Origin of the sequence: Aliiglaciecola sp. 3_MG-2023 (assembly GCF_030548205.1) — a bacterium.
In the GTDB taxonomy this organism is placed as follows: Bacteria; Pseudomonadota; Gammaproteobacteria; order Enterobacterales; family Alteromonadaceae; genus Aliiglaciecola.
On record NZ_JAUORV010000002.1, the window covers coordinates 273,534 to 289,677 of the forward strand.

At 42.3% G+C, this 16,144-nt stretch carries 15 protein-coding genes; 6 read left to right on the forward strand and 9 right to left on the reverse strand.

Annotated features, from left to right (window positions below; translation table 11 throughout):
• Window positions 1-214: 214 nt before the first annotated feature.
• The 3 genes from cgtA to rplU form a co-directional block, all read right to left on the reverse strand.
• Window positions 215-1,384, reverse strand: coding sequence for an Obg family GTPase CgtA (cgtA, locus tag Q4574_RS03220; protein WP_303471428.1), 1,170 nt, complete (start codon window positions 1,382-1,384; stop codon window positions 215-217).
• A gap of 119 nt (window positions 1,385-1,503) precedes the next feature.
• Window positions 1,504-1,761: a 50S ribosomal protein L27 gene (gene rpmA / locus Q4574_RS03225; RefSeq protein ID WP_216049065.1), complete on the reverse strand. Its 258-nt coding sequence runs from the start codon at window positions 1,759-1,761 to the stop codon at window positions 1,504-1,506.
• A gap of 15 nt (window positions 1,762-1,776) precedes the next feature.
• The gene (rplU, locus tag Q4574_RS03230) at window positions 1,777-2,088 is read right to left on the reverse strand and encodes a 50S ribosomal protein L21 (protein ID WP_303471432.1); all 312 of its coding nucleotides are present in this window, start codon (window positions 2,086-2,088) and stop codon (window positions 1,777-1,779) included.
• A gap of 224 nt (window positions 2,089-2,312) precedes the next feature.
• Here rplU and ispB point away from each other — a divergent pair, with 224 nt between their 5' ends.
• Window positions 2,313-3,284, forward strand: coding sequence for an octaprenyl diphosphate synthase (gene ispB, locus Q4574_RS03235; protein WP_303471435.1), 972 nt, complete (start codon window positions 2,313-2,315; stop codon window positions 3,282-3,284).
• A gap of 40 nt (window positions 3,285-3,324) precedes the next feature.
• On the opposite strand, the gene pepQ is transcribed toward ispB, so the two are convergent.
• Both pepQ and Q4574_RS03245 read right to left on the reverse strand, forming a co-directional pair.
• A complete protein-coding gene (gene pepQ, locus Q4574_RS03240; protein ID WP_303471436.1) occupies window positions 3,325-4,644 on the reverse strand; it encodes a Xaa-Pro dipeptidase in 1,320 nt (439 codons plus the stop codon).
• A 119-nt stretch (window positions 4,645-4,763) separates the two neighbouring features.
• The gene (locus Q4574_RS03245) at window positions 4,764-6,638 is read right to left on the reverse strand and encodes a lytic transglycosylase domain-containing protein (RefSeq protein ID WP_303471438.1); all 1,875 of its coding nucleotides are present in this window, start codon (window positions 6,636-6,638) and stop codon (window positions 4,764-4,766) included.
• 400 nt (window positions 6,639-7,038) lie between these two features.
• Here Q4574_RS03245 and fadB point away from each other — a divergent pair, with 400 nt between their 5' ends.
• Together fadB and fadA are read left to right on the forward strand one after the other, a co-directional pair.
• On the forward strand, window positions 7,039-9,198 hold the full coding sequence (gene fadB / locus Q4574_RS03250) for a fatty acid oxidation complex subunit alpha FadB (protein WP_303471441.1): 2,160 nt from the start codon (window positions 7,039-7,041) through the stop codon (window positions 9,196-9,198).
• Window positions 9,199-9,219: 21 nt separating this feature from the next.
• Window positions 9,220-10,380 (forward strand): acetyl-CoA C-acyltransferase FadA, encoded by a 1,161-nt coding sequence (fadA, locus tag Q4574_RS03255; protein ID WP_303471442.1) that lies wholly within the window; start codon window positions 9,220-9,222, stop codon window positions 10,378-10,380.
• Window positions 10,381-10,497: 117 nt separating this feature from the next.
• Here fadA and Q4574_RS03260 read toward each other — a convergent pair whose 3' ends face one another.
• The gene (locus Q4574_RS03260; RefSeq protein ID WP_303471445.1) at window positions 10,498-11,193 is read right to left on the reverse strand and encodes a triacylglycerol lipase; all 696 of its coding nucleotides are present in this window, start codon (window positions 11,191-11,193) and stop codon (window positions 10,498-10,500) included.
• 288 nt (window positions 11,194-11,481) lie between these two features.
• Here Q4574_RS03260 and Q4574_RS03265 point away from each other — a divergent pair, with 288 nt between their 5' ends.
• From Q4574_RS03265 to Q4574_RS03275, 3 genes are all read left to right on the forward strand, one after another.
• Window positions 11,482-11,904, forward strand: a complete 423-nt coding sequence (locus Q4574_RS03265; protein WP_303471446.1) for a DUF1420 family protein — start codon at window positions 11,482-11,484, stop codon at window positions 11,902-11,904.
• Window positions 11,901-12,101 carry a helix-turn-helix transcriptional regulator gene (locus Q4574_RS03270; protein ID WP_303471448.1) on the forward strand — a complete coding sequence of 67 codons (201 nt, stop codon included), beginning with the start codon at window positions 11,901-11,903 and terminating at the stop codon, window positions 12,099-12,101. Before Q4574_RS03265 ends, Q4574_RS03270 begins: the two co-directional genes overlap by 4 nt.
• A gap of 476 nt (window positions 12,102-12,577) precedes the next feature.
• Window positions 12,578-13,222 carry a YitT family protein gene (locus Q4574_RS03275; RefSeq protein ID WP_303471451.1) on the forward strand — a complete coding sequence of 215 codons (645 nt, stop codon included), beginning with the start codon at window positions 12,578-12,580 and terminating at the stop codon, window positions 13,220-13,222.
• Window positions 13,223-13,256: 34 nt separating this feature from the next.
• On the opposite strand, the gene Q4574_RS03280 is transcribed toward Q4574_RS03275, so the two are convergent.
• Genes Q4574_RS03280 through Q4574_RS03290 form a run of 3 tightly spaced genes read right to left on the reverse strand, consistent with a single transcriptional unit; the run spans window position 13,257 to window position 16,028 of the window.
• The gene (locus tag Q4574_RS03280; protein WP_303471453.1) at window positions 13,257-14,219 is read right to left on the reverse strand and encodes a hypothetical protein; all 963 of its coding nucleotides are present in this window, start codon (window positions 14,217-14,219) and stop codon (window positions 13,257-13,259) included.
• Window positions 14,191-14,619: a VOC family protein gene (locus tag Q4574_RS03285; RefSeq protein WP_303471455.1), complete on the reverse strand. Its 429-nt coding sequence runs from the start codon at window positions 14,617-14,619 to the stop codon at window positions 14,191-14,193. The genes Q4574_RS03280 and Q4574_RS03285 overlap by 29 nt, the downstream gene beginning before the upstream one ends.
• On the reverse strand, window positions 14,619-16,028 hold the full coding sequence (locus Q4574_RS03290; RefSeq protein ID WP_303471458.1) for an aldehyde dehydrogenase family protein: 1,410 nt from the start codon (window positions 16,026-16,028) through the stop codon (window positions 14,619-14,621). Before Q4574_RS03290 ends, Q4574_RS03285 begins: the two co-directional genes overlap by 1 nt.
• Between the last annotated feature and the right edge of the window lie 116 nt (window positions 16,029-16,144).

Below are 16,144 nucleotides of genomic sequence, written 5' to 3' on the forward strand. Positions count from 1 at the left end.
GGTAACTGTTATTTTGGATTATTCAGCATATTAACACTTTTAATCGTGAAAATGTCTGCCACAAAGCACTACTCAGGTTGCCAAGTTTAAATAGTGATACGCATGTTCTGGTCTATCAGGGGATCACCATTTTAAGACAGTATATTATGATACAAAAACGCCTGAAACTTGTTCAGGCGTAAGATCTAGGCTCGCTAGCGTTAACGATTAAACACTACTCTCGGGTATAAACCACTTCCACATCGTAATCATCGTCGTCGTCATCAAAGTCATCATCATCGTCTTCAAGGTGGTCATCTTGTTGTGTCTGACTATGATAAGCATCCCATTTGAAGTCAACTTCTTCCTTAGATTCTTCCAAGGCGTCCATTTCATTTGGTAATGTATCTAAGTAATTCATCACTTCACGACACAGTTCATCGGTATTTTTCTTCTGGAAGGCAGAAATTTGGAAACTTGGACCGTCCCATTCTAAGGCTTCAATGATGTTATCGCAGATTTCTTTAGCTTCATCTTCAAGTAGCAAATCAATCTTATTGAAAACCAACCAGCGCGGTTTCTCGGCTAATTTGGGACTGTATTTTTCAAGCTCACCAATAATCGCTTTAGCATTCTCCACAGGATCCGATTGATCCGCAGGCATTAAATCGATCAAATGCAATAGAATGCGGCAGCGCTCGAGATGTTTCAAAAAGCGTATGCCTAATCCAGCGCCATCAGCGGCACCTTCAATTAAACCAGGTATATCAGCGATCACAAAACTACGTTGGGCGTCTTGTCTTACTACGCCTAAGTTAGGTACTAGGGTAGTAAAGGGATAGTCGGCAACTTTGGGTTTTGCAGAAGATACTGAACGAATAAATGTGGATTTACCTGCATTAGGTAACCCCAATAAGCCCACATCAGCAAGCAACATTAATTCTAAACTTAACCACCGAATCTCACCTGGAGAGCCGTTGGACTTCTGTCTTGGAGCACGGTTGGTACTACTTTTAAATCGCGCATTACCAAGGCCATGGAATCCACCTTGAGCCACCTTCAAGCGCATACCATGCTTGGTGAGATCCCCAAGGGCCTCACCCGTATCTTTATCAGTTGCTCGGGTACCAACGGGCACTTTGAGCTCTAAATCTGCTCCTGCACGGCCGGTACAATCACTGCCTTGACCGTTCTTACCGCGCTCAGCGCGGTGAAACCGTTCAAAGCGAAAATCGATCAAGGTGTTAAGATTTTCATCTGCGACCAGATAAACGCTGCCGCCATCACCGCCATCACCACCATCGGGGCCTCCCCTAGGAACGTATTTTTCGCGGCGAAAACCGATAACGCCATTGCCGCCGTCTCCAGCTTCAACACGTATTTCAGCTTCATCTACAAATTTCATCTCACACCTCAATTAAGCATTCACAGGCTAAGTAATATATTACTCCGCCTCTACTTTTTTCTCTAGCAATAAAAAACCCCGCAAGAGCGGGGTTTTTTTGATTTATGTGTTAGCTCGTCTTACTCAGCAACGATGCTTACATATTTACGGTTCTTAGGACCTTTAACACCAAACTCCACTTTGCCATCAGACAATGCGAAAAGAGTGTGGTCTTTGCCGATACCCATATTATCTCCAGGGTGGAAACGTGTTCCACGCTGACGAACAATGATATTACCAGCTAATACAGACTCGCCACCGAAACGCTTAACACCTAAACGTTTACTTTCTGAGTCACGACCGTTATTAGTACTACCACCCGCCTTTTTATGTGCCATTAGTTCGTACTCCTATTAAGCGTTTATGCCAGTGATTTTCACTTCTGTGAACCACTGACGATGACCTTGGGTCTTACGAGAATGCTTACGACGACGGAATTTGACAATTTTAATTTTGTCACCACGGCCATGAGAAACTACTTCTGCAGTTACTTTGCCGCCATCAACATAAGGCATACCAATTTTTACATCTTCACCATTACTAACCATCAAGACATTATCGAACTCAACCGCTTCACCCGGTGCAACTTCGATTTTCTCTAGACGAACGGTTTGGCCTTCGGCCACACGGTGTTGTTTACCACCACTTTGGAAAACCGCGTACATATTTAACTCCGCTCTGCGCCCACGGCGCTACAATTCAAAAACAGGGCGCGAATTGTACGTGAACTGAGCTATCGTAGCAAGCCTAATTCTTAATTATTTTGGGAAAAGATCGCCTTTTTCTGTGAACACCCATAATATTCGGTTACTTGACTAGATAGATTTGTGTATTTATGTAGAATTGCACGCATATTAACAGACCAAAAAAATGAGCCAATTGACTTACAATGGACTTAAATAACATACACCGTCTTGCCGATCCTGACATGCAAGCTGTTAACGCCTTAATCCAGGCTCAAGTGAATTCAGATGTAGCCCTGATCAATCAGCTGGGATTCTACATTGTTAATAGCGGCGGGAAAAGAATACGCCCACTATTAACTGTGCTTGCAGCCCGCGCTTTAGGAATTGAAAACCAACAACATCATACACTAGCAGCCATTATTGAATTTATACATACTGCCACTTTATTACATGACGACGTTGTCGATGAGTCGACCATGCGTCGTGGAAAAGAGACTGCCAACGCGGTTTTTGGCAATCAAGCCAGTGTTTTAGTGGGTGATTTTTTGTATACGCGATCATTTCAAATGATGGTCGACTTAAAACGGATGAGAGTAATGGAAATTCTTTCATCGGCAACTAACGTCATCGCTGAAGGCGAAGTTATGCAATTAATGAATTGCAATGATCCCGAGACATCAGAAGAAAATTATATGGAGGTAATTTACAGCAAAACCGCACGGCTGTTTGAAGCTGCTACTTTATTAGCCGCAGTGATCACTGACCAAAGTCCCGAGATAGAGCAAGCAATGCAAGATTATGGACGCTATCTAGGAACCGCATTTCAGTTGGTTGATGATATTCTTGATTATGCTGCAGACAGTGATGAAATGGGTAAAAATGTTGGCGATGATCTGGCTGAAGGCAAACCCACATTGCCACTGCTATATGCCATGTGGAATGGAAATGAAGCACAATCAGCGCTGATCAAAGAAGCCATTGAGCTCAATAACGGTATGGAAAGCTTAGACGAAATATTAGCGGCAATGGAACAAACGGGTTCATTGGTCTACACCAAACAAAAAGCACAGGAAGCGTCGAAACAAGCCATTGACGCTCTTGCACCTTTACCTGACTCAGATTACAAGCAAGCACTGATTGGGCTGGCCCATATCTCTGTGGAACGCGCCGCTTAAACAGCGGCGACTGTCCTAGTAGTCGCTAAATCGTTAGCGACTAATTCAAGCCCATTTCTCTGGTCATATTTTCATTGCGATCGCGATGCACAATAATATTGTCTTCAATACGGATGCCGCCATAAGGTCTAAAAGCATCAATCACATCCCAGTTTAGGTATTTTGACTGTTCAGTGGCTCGCAAGTCCGCTAATAAACTATCAATAAAATACAACCCAGGCTCTATTGTAAACACTTGTCTCGATTCAATAATGCGCGTAGTACGCAAGAACGGATGCTCTTTCGGTGGCGGATTAGGTGTACCCCGATCATCTGCCACATGTCCGGCAACATCATGTACTTGTAATCCTAAAAAGTGACCAATACCATGGGGAAAAAATGTTTTTGTTATGCCATTTAGCACTATATCTTGTGCCGACAAGTTAACAATATTAAAGCGATTCAACAGCTCAGCAATATACCTATGTGCTGCTAAATGCACTTCAGTATAAGCCACGCCAGGCTTCAGTAGGTCGACCAGTTTGAGAGTGACCTCATCCATTGCTGTCACTAATTCAGCGAAACGACCATCTTGATGGCTATAGGTACGTGTAATATCCGCAGCATAACCGTGAAAACTTGCACCCGCATCAATCAAAAAAGAGCGAAATTTAGTAGGCGCACTGGTGTCTTGCTCCATGTAATGCAATATTGCCGCATTTTCATTAAGTGCAACTATATTGTTATAGGGAACTTGATTGTCACTTTGTTTCACCGCCTTTAAATAGGCTTGATTAATATTAAACTCAGACATGCCACTGCGAAAAGCCTGTTCAGCAGCCAAATGTCCTTTAATCGCCAGTTGATTTGCTTCGCGCATACATAACAATTCATAGTCGGTTTTATACGCGCGATAGTAATGCAAATAATGCAACACTCTGTCAGGGTTGACCATTTCGAAACCAAGAGCAGTAGCAACCTCCAAGTATTCACCAATGTAGGCATAGTTTTTCTTATCGTAGGGAAGGTGTTTTTCCACTGCATCGGCTTGAGTCAAAAATACAATATCAAATTCAGTCGCCCAAAAATCAGTCGGCTCTGGTGGAACTGTATGCCAAAAATCTTTAGGCCTATAAAATATTAACTTGGGTTTATCGATGCCATTTACAACCAACCAACAATTGGGATTATCAATGATCGGCAACCAGGCTTTAAATTGTGGGTTGACATGAAATGGGTAGTGATTATCATCCAAAAACATCCGTTTGCTTTGACCGGAATGGATAATCAAGCCATCAATGCCCTCACGCAGCAAGGCTTCTTTAGTGCGCTTTTGCATTTCAATTATGTGGCTTGGATATAAATCAGAAAATGTTTGCATAGTAATTATATGACTTCATTTGGATTAAACAGAATGGCGCTAGATTAACATATACCAATGGGAAGGGGTCAATAAAGGCACTGAAAGTTAATCCTTTTGCTGTAAATCAATTGAGCCATTTATAAGGTTTCTCCGCCCAACTGCATAGTTGCTAGCTCATTAAAAAGTGGAGAATCTTTACCCAATTGCATGGCATATATTTGCTGGTAGGCAAGTACTGCTTTTACATAATTACGGGTTTCTTTATAAGGTATGGTTTCAATCCAAACATCTATTGGCAAACTGCGATCTTTGGGTATCCATTTTTGCACCCGACGCCAACCAGCGTTGTATGATGCTGTTGCCAACACGGGATTGTTGTCCATTTTATCCATTAGATAGCGCAAATACTGAGTACCGTATCCAGCATTAATATTCGGATCAAAAAGCACATTTGTTTTGATCTGTTTTTTCGCTAAATAACGAGCCGTCCCCGGCAACAATTGCATTAATCCTTTGGCACCTGCACTAGAATTGGCATCCGACATAAACGAACTCTCTCTGCGGGCAACAGCGAAAGCCCAAGCAGGATCAACTTGATTCGCCTCAGATTGATTCACTAACTCTTCGCGATAGGCCATTGGAAAGCGCCGTTTGATATCATCTAGATAGCCCGTGTTGGAAAAGCCATAAATTGCGCGATCGTGCCACCCCCAGCTATCAGCCAAAACCGCTGACACTAATTTTTGCTGCTGATTAAGTTGTGATTGTAAATGAAACCACTCTCGCCTTGCCGAGGTAAACCGCTGTAACTGAAGAAACTCGTAAGCTCGCTTGGCTGCATCCATATTGGCAACAGTATTGAGGGTTTGTTGATCAAACTCCAGCGGGCGGTCGATGATGTGCGGCGTTTTGGCCAGCTTACCACTGGCCAAAAAGCCATAGTAATGTCGTTGTTTCGCCAACCACTGGTAATTTTGATTAGCACTATCAATGGCCTGCATTTGCTCCAAGGCACGGGCCTGCCAATATCGAGCGCTCAATTCCGCGCGGTTTTTTTCAGGCATCTGTTCAATCACTTCCAATGCATGTTGCCAGTTACCACTTTTTAGTACATGGGCTAAATGCCAGCGAAATAATTGCTCTTCAGCATTTTCATGGCTGGCTTTCTCCAGCCATTCATCGGCTTTATCATGTTCAGAAATAGCTAATGCCACTGCAAACTTGCCAGCAACATCATATTGCCGACGTTGCTCAACATTGAACTTGCTCAATACGGATTGCCAGGTTTTAATCGCCAATTCTTCATCACGCCATATCAGACGTCCTAGGCCATACTGGATAATGTCCAACTCTAATGTTGGATTCTTGTTTGGAAATTTAGATAGATTACTTACGTAATTCGGTGAACGACGCACCCGCAACCATAAGTCAGCTAAATATTGTTGCTCCCTCGGCAATAAGGTTTTTAAATAAGGGATAAGGGTGTGGCTACCACCATTACCAGCCAAAGCAACCCGTTTTAAGACTTTATCGTTAGTTCTGAAGCCCGCCTGTGTCCATGCTTCAAATACCTTATCGCATTCGTTTGGCTGCGACTTACCTACTACCCAAAGTTGCGATACTTTCTCGAATACACTTTCTCGATTTAGAGGGTCTTGCAACCGATAAGTTAAGTATTGGCAGGTGAGCTCAACGTTGGAAGTCGGCCGAAAATACTCCATGAATAAATCAGCATAATCTTTCTTTTTTAAATAGGTTAGCCATGCATAGCGAAGAGAGCGTCCTAACGGCGAGCCTTCATGCTGAGCTAAAAAAGATTTTATTTTTTGTTGATTGGCAAGATAAGGGTGAGCTTTGAGGGTTTTCTGCTCAATGTAAGGCTCTAGCGGATAACCTTTCAACTGCTCTCTTAAACGTCGATATTCCGGTGAATTAGGCTTAGCAACCATATTTTCTAGCGCTTTGAAGACATTCCGTTGATGGGCTAAAGCATCTTCACGGGCTATATCCAAGGGTTGTCCGTGTAAGCGGATGCTGAAGCTGCACAAAATTGTCAGCACCACAAAAGCGTTCCGGAAAAAATAGTTCATAAAAGCTGTTATAACTCCGAATAATAAAATATCTGAACAGCGTATCCACTAAGTCATTTCGTTCAGAAAATATTAATACATAAATAAATTGAATAATAGACATCCGACCACATGTTATTATTAGTCGCCTAAAGCTGAGAGTAATTATACTCTCGACAACAATTTACTGCTTTAGTGCAAAAAATTACACCTTTATATGTGAATAACCAAGAATTAAAACCAGATTAAAATAAATAACCCTACAACATGGCTCAGAGTATTTTAGATTTTTAGTTTACTTGATGAATGCCATTTATTCTGCCTTAAACTGAAGGAGATAACGATGATTTTTGAAGGCAAAAGCCTTTGTGCGAAATTACTGGACAACGGTCTCGCTGAACTCGTGTTTGATGCACACGGTTCCGTGAATAAATTTGACCAGCAAACCGTCAGTGAATTAGACCAAGCAACCCAAGCACTAGCCAGCTATGGTAACATTCAAGGTCTGCTAGTTCGTTCTGCCAAGTCTACTTTTATTGTTGGCGCAGACATCACCGAATTTACAGGTCTTTTTGATATGCCCCAAGAAAAAGTCCTCGATTGGGTCGCTCAAACTTCACAAGTGTTCGATCGATTCGAAGACTTACCTTTTCCCACAGTAGCAGCAATAAACGGCTTCGCTTTAGGTGGTGGCTGTGAAATGACGTTGATTTGTGACCTGCGTGTTGCCGACACGACTGCAAGCATAGGCTTACCAGAGGTAAAATTAGGTTTGATGCCTGGTTTTGGTGGCACAGTTCGTCTTCCAAGGCTGATTGGCTCAGATAATGCCCTTGAATGGATGACAACAGGACGTAACAGAAAAGCAGCGAAAGCTTTAGCAGAAGGGGCTGTTGATAGTGTAGTTGCCCCAGAACACTTAATTGAAGCCGGTAAAAGTATCTTATTAGACGCAATTGCTGGAAAATTTGACTGGCAAGCTCGTCGGGCGCAAAAGAAGGCTCCCCTGACCCTGGGTAAGAATGAAGCCATGATGAGTTTCTCAACCGCCAAAGCCATGGTCGCAGCTCAAGCAGGAAAGCACTACCCAGCACCACACTTGATGGTTGATACCGTTGCTAAAGCGGCAGGCCTTGACCGTGAAGGTGCATTGAAACTTGAAAATGAAGGTTTTACTCAGCTAGCAAAATCTGACGAAGCAAAAGCTCAAGTGGGGATTTTCCTCGCAGATCAGCTGGTCAAAAGCAAAGGCAAAAAGCAGGCGAAAGCTTCTAGCAAAGAAATCAAGCAAACAGCTGTTTTAGGCGCAGGTATTATGGGTGGTGGCATTGCTTACCAGTCAGCAGTAAAAGGCACACCTGTTGTTATGAAAGACATTGCCCAACCAGCTCTTGATCTGGGTTTAAATGAAGCAGCCAAGATCTTAGGTAAAGGCATGCAACGTGGCAAAGTGGATGCTGCAAAAATGGCTTCTACATTAAACAATATCGTCCCCACTCTGGAATACTCTGCGATTAAAGACGCTGATTTAGTCATAGAGGCGGTAGTGGAGAACCCGAAAGTCAAAGGCATTGTGTTGAAAGAAACAGAGCAAGCGGTAGCGGATGACGCGATCATCTGTTCTAACACTTCAACTATTTCCATCAATCAATTGGCTAAAAGCTTAGACAAGCCAGAGCGCTTCTGTGGCATGCATTTCTTTAATCCTGTGCATAAGATGCCGTTGGTGGAAATTATTCGTGGTGAAAAAACCTCTGAAGAAACCATTAATACAGTGGTGGCTGCTACCTTAAAAATGGGAAAAACCCCCATAGTGGTTAATGACTGCCCGGGCTTCTTAGTCAATCGTGTTTTATTCCCTTACTTTGCTGGCTTCAGCAAAATCGTGCTAGATGGCGCAGATTTTGTTGCAGTAGATAAAGTGATGGAAAAAATCTTCGGTTGGCCCATGGGTCCAGCATACTTGTTAGATGTTGTTGGTATGGATACCGCAGACCACGCTTCAAGTGTGATGTCCGACGGCATTCCAGAGCGCATGCAAAAAATTGGCGATGATCCGGTTACTGTTATGTACAAAGCCGAACGACTTGGCCAGAAAAACGGTAAAGGTTTCTATAATTTTGGTGTGGATAAACGCGGTCGTCCAAGCAAAACACCTGCACCGGAAGCCTATGATTTAATCAAGCCTATTTGTGCAGACACTAAAGAGTTTGATAAAGACGAAATCATTGCACGCTTAATGATCCCTATGGCAAATGAAATGATTCGTTGTTTAGAGGAAGGCATTGTAGGCAGTGCAGCTGAAGCGGATATGGCATTACTATACGGCCTGGGCTTCCCACCGTTTAGAGGGGGTGTGTTCCGCTACATTGAAACAATGGGATTGAGTAATTTTGTAGCCTTGGCGGATAAATATGCGCATTTAGGACCGATTTACCAAATTACAGATGGCGTGCGCGAAATGGCCGCTTCTGGTAAATCTTATTTTCAACTTTCAGCCTAAACAGACCCAAGGAGACTTAACATGAAAGACGTAGTTGTTATTGATTGCATTCGTACCCCTATGGGTCGTTCGAAAGGCGGTATTTTCCGTAACGTAAGAGCAGAAACCTTATCTGCTCATTTGATGACTAAATTGTTGGAACGCAACCCTGGTGTTGATCCAAGCGAAATTGAAGACATCATTTGGGGATGCGTTCAGCAAACCAAAGAACAGGGTTTTAACGTTGCTCGTAATGCCCAACTGCTAACTCAGATCCCCCGCTCCACAGCCGCCGTGACAGTTAACCGTTTATGCGGTTCATCTATGCAAGCCCTGCATGATGCTGCCAAAGGTATTATGACCGGTATGGGTGATGTGTATATGATTGGCGGAGTTGAGCACATGGGCCACGTGCCTATGACCTTCAACCTCGATTTTCACCCAGGATTAGCGAAATACACAGCGAAAGCATCAGGCAATATGGGAATGACCGCTGAGCTACTAGGTAGACAGAACGGTATTACCCGTGAAATGCAAGATGCCTTTGGCGCGCGTTCACACCAATTAGCCCATAAGGCTCACTTGGAAGGTCGCTGGAATGAGATTGTGCCTATTGAAGGCCATGATGCTAACGGCGTATTGAAGCTGATTGATGCAGATGAGGTGATTCGCCCAGATTCTACCATTGAAACCATGGCGGCGCTTCGTCCTGTATTTGATCCAGTAAATGGAACAGTCACTGCGGGTACTTCTTCAGCCATATCCGATGGTGCTTCTGCCATGCTATTAATGTCTGCTGAGCGCGCTAAGGCTCTTGGTTTAACCCCTAGAGCCAAAATTCGTTCTATGGCAGTTGCAGGCTGTGATGCCGCGATCATGGGCTTCGGTCCAGTTCCGGCAACTAAAAAGGCCCTTCAACGTGCAGGTATGACCATGGACGATATTGAGTTAGCAGAATTTAATGAAGCGTTTGCAGCTCAAGCATTGTCATGTATCAAACAGTTAGGCTGGTTCGATACATACGAAGACAAAGTAAACCTGAATGGCGGTGCAATCGCGCTAGGACATCCTCTAGGTTGTTCCGGTTCTCGAATTTCCACAACCTTGCTAAATCTAATGGAAGCTAACGACAAATCAGTTGGTCTAGCCACTATGTGTATTGGTCTTGGTCAAGGGATAGCAACCGTATTTGAACGAGTTTAAACTCACAATTATCAAAGCTAAGCTTTGATTTAAAAACACCTAATGAACTTTGGTTCATTAGGTGTTTTTTTTTCAGGTCCTTTAAATCATCTGTTTTGTAATAGTTTATAAACTCGATTACTGAATCAAGTTAACTTGCTGAGTCGCGGTGTCAGTTTGCAAACCAAAATGCCCTAAAACATAGGTGTAGCTAGCATCTTCATTCCAAATTCGACTACTATGCACGCCGCCAACGGAACAAACCCCTGTGCTGCATACAATCTGATCAATATTGCTTTTGATAGAATACACCTTGTCCCCTAAAGGCGTGCCGTAGAGACTATCCAGAAAAGGGCTTTGCACTGATAATCCATAATAACCGCAAGTCGAATTCCACACATTGTATGGGTACACACCACATGACCAAAGACCACGTAATGCACCAGCAATACCAACAAAAGTATCAACACTACTAGATACCGCTAACTTGGAAACCTGTTGCGCCGCTAATGTCACCCCCATGGAATGGCCAATAATATCAATTTTGCCGGTACAAGATTGTGCAATGGCATCGTTAATCCCTTGACGAACTGGCGTTTCTTCACTACCGGAGTGATTATTACAAACTGCACAGGACTTAGATCCCCAATCAGGCCGAAAAATCTCTGAAGGAGAATATCCCTCATCGATTAAAAGATCATAGGTGTTATCCCAGCTATTTGGCGATGCGGTATTGCCATGCACTAACACGACCGCATCTTTGCAGCTGTTTGCAAATGCATTAAAACTGACAGACGAAATTAACATAACCAACAAACTAAAAATAATTTTCATAATGAGAACTCTTGCTTTAGTAGAGACACTATTTTTAGTTAATGAAATGTTAATTGGCTATAGTACTTTAGTGCAGCACCTAAAAACTCCGATAAATGATAAGGCGACGGTGGGTTAGAACTTTGCTTCAAATCCCCACTTCTGAGCATCCTCCAGCCATAGAAATATCTATAAGACCAAACATTTTGTAAACTACACTTGACTTCAACCTAAAAGACACCTAACCTTGATATAAAGTAAAGTTTTATTTACTTTATATCAACCAAAGCAGACAAATGAGGAAAATCTATGAACGCCATTAATAACGATTCTCAAAACAAGAAGGGACGAGGGAAAACAGCTACTATACATCTAGCCGTTTGGACGTTTACTTGGGTATTCAGCTTAGCGTTATTCGCATTTGGCCCCAAGCTTTTATGGGATTATGATCCAACTTTCACGGTTATTGCTCTTTGCATCAACTTTGGATTTGGTTTCAAAATGATTATGGCCAACAAACACCATCTGAGCCGTATGGACGAAATGCAACGAAAAATACAATTAGAAGCGATGGCAATGTCTTTAGGTATAAGTATGGTCTTTGGCGCAGCTTATGGATTGATAGAGGCAACCCGTTTGTTATCCCATTCTCCAAATCCATCTAATATTTTGTTTGTTATGGGGATCAGTTATGGCGTTTCAGTGGCCATTGGTTCTAGGAGATACATGTGAAAAATCGACTAAAAGTGTTGCGGGCTGAACGTGACTGGACCCAAGCTGATTTAGCCGAAGCGCTAGAGGTATCTAGACAAACCATAAACGCAATTGAAAAAGGTAAATTTGATCCTAGTTTACCTTTGGCGTTTAAAGCAGCGAGGCTATTTCATATGCCCATTGAAGAAATATTTGATGATGAATATACAGACTAATACGACTAAGAGCTGTCAGCTCACATTCGGGTTATTATACTTTAATGACCCGATTCTAATAACCCGCAATTATCCCTTCAATAAGACACTTAATAAAGTGAGTGCTTACATACTCAAATTAACTTATACAATAGGAAATGAAGTTTCTTAACACTTATCCTTGATGAGTATTTGTTCACTCCCTTAATTAAGGGGAACGTTTAGATTTGGGACATAAACTTGTAATCTTGGGACAATAAAAAGCATAAAAATGGGACTTAAAATTGTAATTCTGGGACATTTTGTTTCTTTCCAAACAATAGTTACATCTTATCAACAGTCCGTTTACCAGAGTGTAAAGAGTCGTAAAGAAAGCGATACTTTAGCGTTCAATATTTCACCAGCACATACCGGCTACAACCTTTTAAGCTGAGCGAATTGCGGTACACTTGCGGCAAATTCTTGAACCACCATTGCGAAGAGGAAAACAACGAGTTATGCCATTCCCTACTCACCGATTCTACGAAGATGTGTTAGCACTTTTCAGTGCTGGTATATTCGTATCTCTAGGCGTCGTATTTTTCGGAACCGAGGGGATTTTAACCGGTGGTAGTGCAGGAATCGCCATTATAGGTACGCATTTTCTGCCGTACAGTTTTGGTACCGTATTCTTTGTTGTTAACATTCCATTTTATTTTTTGGCATGGACAAAACTGAGTAAACGTTTCACCATTAATACCTTCATCTCGGTCACTTTGGTTTCACTAATGACTGAGTATATGGATCGATTTATTGTCATTTCTGATCTTGACCCTGTGTTTGCTGCAACTGTGGGTGGCATGCTCATCGGTATTGGTATGCTGATCATGTTTAGACATAAATCAAGTCTCGGTGGACTGGGTATTTTAGCCCTGTATTTACAGAACAAATATAATCTTAGAGCGGGTAATATTGGGTTATTAGCAGATTGTACTATTCTAACCTCATCGTTATTAATGTTTGAGTTAGACATTGTACTATTGTCGGTATTAGGCGCAGTGACCCTGAATATTTTAATTGCAGTAAACCACATTCCGGGTCGCTACACTGCTACCAAGAAAGGCAAGAAAAACAGTCACAATAGCATAGTGACCAGCTCTTAGGGTTTCACTAAGGGTACTAGCCAAAGAATTTGCGTTATAAGCTAAACCCGTATTTAAGCCCAAATTGAACGCGAGTATTACTCTCATACGCTTCGAACTTTGTAAACCATTCTATTGGCCATTCGTCATTAAACCGCGATTTAAGTTCGAAGGCGACCCCGTGTCCAGTGGCCAGAAAATCCTCAATTAAAGCGGTGCGTTGACCAAATTCATCATTGACGTAGGCGTAATAACTAAACACTTCAGCAGTTTGATTAAATAGATTAAATTCTGTTTCAACACTCAACACTATTTTCTTGGCTGAAGTATCTAAGCGGTTAATCAATTCGAATGCATAAGTGGTTTGCTTATTTCCCTCGTAGCGCAGTTCTCCTCGTACAAAATTTTGCTGTAACACCCTATCAGCACTGATCTCATAATTGAGTGGCCCATCAAAGGAGCTGGAATATTCTACCTCAGCGTAATTAAGTTCATTGATGTCTGCAAATGCCTCTTCAGCTTGGGTAGTATCTAAATCACCCACAACTACCTCAAATCGACCATTTTGCATCCCCACAACTTGACGAATACCCGCAATAAAACCATCTTTAGACAAACCAGTAGAAGACACTCGCCCTTTATAAGTGGGGATTACACCAAATTCAGTTTTATTTTGTCCCTTCTCATACCGCAAGTACAAACGTCTCAAATAGAAGTGATCCCCAGTGCCATCATCTAAAGTATTATGGCTAGAAGAGAACTCCTCACCAGTAACCGCAAACGCGTTAACACTCCAATATTGGTCCTCATCCAACATAACGTGAGGATAGACGCGAACACGATATTGATACCTTTGTGGTTTTTGCGAACGATCATCAAATCTGATTTCACTCTCTACCTTCGCGCCTAACTGGCTTGCCTGAGCGTAAAAACTCAACAAGCATAAAGGTATACAAGCGGCTATTCTGAGCATAATTTGGCCGATGTTTTTAAACAGCGAACAATTGTTGTAAGTCATTAAATGCCTTAAATTCTAATGCATTCCCACTAGGATCTAGAAAGAACATGGTTGCCTGTTCTCCAGCTTGGCCAGCGAATCGAACATAAGGCTCTATAACAAATTCTGTATTATGCTGCTGCATTCGCTCAGCCAAAATGCGCCAATCAGGCATGCTTAAAACCACGCCAAAATGGGGCACAGGAACATATTTAGCGTCGACCTGATTTGGCGTCGGTGTTAACGGCATTTTATCAACTAAGTGAGTGACGAGTTGGTGACCATAAAAGTTCCAGTCAATCCATTGTTCACTTTGCCGACCTTTGGAGCAGCCAAGCACCTCACCATAAAACCATTCTGCTTTTGGTAAATTATCTACTGGAATAGCCAAGTGAAATGGGCGAATCTCACAATTTTCCATTACAGAATCCTCTTTAGTAGCGACAATTTTAATTTGTTAAACGGGGGGTAACGCAAACTCACATCAAACTTGAAACTACGTTCCATTACCGTTTTTAAATGGCTTAGTCCATCGAAGCCAGCACGACCGTGATAGCTGCCCATACCACTATTGCCCACACCGCCAAAAGGTAGGTTAGGGTTCGTCATGAACATAAAGCCATCATTAATACATACGTTACCTGCCGAGGTTTGGAGTAAAACTTTTTTCTTATATTCGTCATTATTAGAGTAGAGATACAAAGCCAAAGGTTTTGAGCGCTCATTGATGAAGGGTATAGCTTGATGCATAGAATCTAAGGTGATGATGGGTAAGATTGGTCCAAATATTTCTTGTTGCATCAGATCGCTATCTAGTGGCGGATTTAAAACCAAGGTGGGCTCAAAATAACCCGTTTGAATATTTTGCCTGCCGCCAAAAACTACTTTTTGATCTTCTAAATAATTCGCTAACCGTTGAAAATGTCGTTGGTTTATAACTTTGCCATAGTCTTTACTCGCTTCAGTTGACTCGCCATAAAAAGCAGTTATTTTATTCTCAATCGCCACCAGCAATTGGTCAGCAATGCTCTTATCAACCAGAACATAGTCGGGTGCTACGCAGGTTTGGCCGGCATTCATCCATTTACTCCACACAATTCGAGCTGCAGTGACATCAATACTTGCAGTGCTATCTACAATACATGGGCTTTTGCCACCCAACTCGAGTGTAACTGGTGTGAGGTGTTTAGCTGCAGCTGCCATCACGATTTTACCAACGGCTTCACCGCCAGTATAAAAAATGTGGTCAAATCGCTGGGCTAATAACTCTGTGGTTTCATCAACAGCCCCTTCCACCACCGCAAAAGCGTTATTATCTAAATACTCTGGAATAACCTCAGATAGCAATTTAGACATGTTCTCGGCTAATTCCGATGGTTTTAATACTGCACAGTTACCCGCGGCTATTGCTGCCACTAAAGGTGCAAGTAGTAACTGAAACGGGTAATTCCATGCCCCAATAATTAACACCGTACCCAAGGGTTCTGGAAGAACATAGCTTTTGCCTGGCTGTGCGCCCATAGGCGTCGAGGTCTTACGGGGTTTCATCCATTTTTTTAAATGCTTTAGGGTGTGTTTTATATCACTTAACACAAAACCCAACTCAGATATCCATGCTTCGGTTTTACACTTTCCTAAATCTGCAGCTAGGGCTTCTAGTAACACGCCTTGTTTTTCATGGATCAGCAATTCCAATTGTTTAAGTTGCTCTACGCGCCAGGCATATTCTTTAGTGTATCCACTGGCAAATACTTCGCGTATGGCCATGACCTTATCCCCAATTGGAGATAATTGCTCTTTTGCAGCCGCGTTTGGATTGACAGCATTCATAAACACCCCTTAAAAAGTTTTACATCCCTACTAGTACACATATAGTTATAACCTAAATATACAATGCTTTTTGTGAAATATTGCTCGGATTTAACCTATAAAAAAAGCCGCTAATA

Excerpts from the sequence above, each read along its gene's own strand:
- Q4574_RS03260 (WP_303471445.1), bottom strand. The coding sequence starts at position 11,193 with ATGAAAATTATTTTTAGTTTGTTGGTTATGTTAATTTCGTCTGTCAGT.
- Q4574_RS03265 (WP_303471446.1), top strand. The coding sequence starts at position 11,482 with ATGAACGCCATTAATAACGATTCTCAAAACAAGAAGGGACGAGGGAAA.
- fadB (WP_303471441.1), top strand. The coding sequence starts at position 7,039 with ATGATTTTTGAAGGCAAAAGCCTTTGTGCGAAATTACTGGACAACGGT.
- pepQ (WP_303471436.1), bottom strand. The coding sequence starts at position 4,644 with ATGCAAACATTTTCTGATTTATATCCAAGCCACATAATTGAAATGCAA.
- Q4574_RS03290 (WP_303471458.1), bottom strand. The coding sequence starts at position 16,028 with ATGAATGCTGTCAATCCAAACGCGGCTGCAAAAGAGCAATTATCTCCA.
- Q4574_RS03285 (WP_303471455.1), bottom strand. The coding sequence starts at position 14,619 with ATGGAAAATTGTGAGATTCGCCCATTTCACTTGGCTATTCCAGTAGAT.
- fadA (WP_303471442.1), top strand. The coding sequence starts at position 9,220 with ATGAAAGACGTAGTTGTTATTGATTGCATTCGTACCCCTATGGGTCGT.
- Q4574_RS03275 (WP_303471451.1), top strand. The coding sequence starts at position 12,578 with ATGCCATTCCCTACTCACCGATTCTACGAAGATGTGTTAGCACTTTTC.
- rpmA (WP_216049065.1), bottom strand. The coding sequence starts at position 1,761 with ATGGCACATAAAAAGGCGGGTGGTAGTACTAATAACGGTCGTGACTCA.
- cgtA (WP_303471428.1), bottom strand. The coding sequence starts at position 1,384 with ATGAAATTTGTAGATGAAGCTGAAATACGTGTTGAAGCTGGAGACGGC.
- ispB (WP_303471435.1), top strand. The coding sequence starts at position 2,313 with ATGGACTTAAATAACATACACCGTCTTGCCGATCCTGACATGCAAGCT.
- Q4574_RS03280 (WP_303471453.1), bottom strand. The coding sequence starts at position 14,219 with ATGACTTACAACAATTGTTCGCTGTTTAAAAACATCGGCCAAATTATG.
- rplU (WP_303471432.1), bottom strand. The coding sequence starts at position 2,088 with ATGTACGCGGTTTTCCAAAGTGGTGGTAAACAACACCGTGTGGCCGAA.